Here is a 501-nt window from a genome sequence, read left to right on the forward strand (position 1 = left end):
CCCTAGCACCGCCATGCCCGAAACCGCGAGAAACGCCCCAGGAGGCACTTCATGCCCCTCGCCGTGCTCGTCTTCCTCGCCCTGACCGCCACCGCACTCGGTTACAGCGCGTTGTGTTTCTTCAGCCCGTTCGGGCCGTGCCGACGGTGCGAGGGGACCGGAAACCACATCTCGTGGTGGGACAAGCGCCGCGCCGCGAACGGCACGCCGAGCAGGCCCAAGCGCCGCAGCATCCGCAAGCCGTGCCGCCGCTGCAAGGGCACCGGCGCCCGGCTGCGGATCGGCCGCCGCATCCACAACCGCGCCCACAAGATCCACGCCGACGGCACCCGCTGAACCTCGCCCCGACCATCCGTCAGGAGAACCGGACATGACCACTCTCGCCGCCGGCGGGTCGACCGTGAGCATCGGCCTGCCCGTCATCCTCCTGCTCGCCGCGTTCGCCCTGCTCGCCTCGAACAAGGCCCCGAAGCTCGCCGGGTTCTGCCTGTTCGTCGCCGG

General features: G+C 70.7%; 1 protein-coding gene. It reads left to right on the plus strand.

Annotated elements, in window-relative coordinates:
- Positions 1 to 51 precede the first annotated feature (51 nt).
- The gene (locus tag GT354_RS16880) at positions 52 to 336 is read left to right on the plus strand and encodes a hypothetical protein (RefSeq protein WP_161357126.1); all 285 of its coding nucleotides are present in this window, start codon (positions 52 to 54) and stop codon (positions 334 to 336) included.
- Positions 337 to 501: the final 165 nt, after the last annotated feature.

Origin of the sequence: Streptomyces sp. SID3343, assembly GCF_009865215.1 — a bacterium.
In the GTDB taxonomy this organism is placed as follows: Bacteria; Actinomycetota; Actinomycetes; order Streptomycetales; family Streptomycetaceae; genus Embleya.

Excerpts from the sequence above, each read along its gene's own strand:
- GT354_RS16880 (WP_161357126.1), top strand. The coding sequence starts at position 52 with ATGCCCCTCGCCGTGCTCGTCTTCCTCGCCCTGACCGCCACCGCACTC.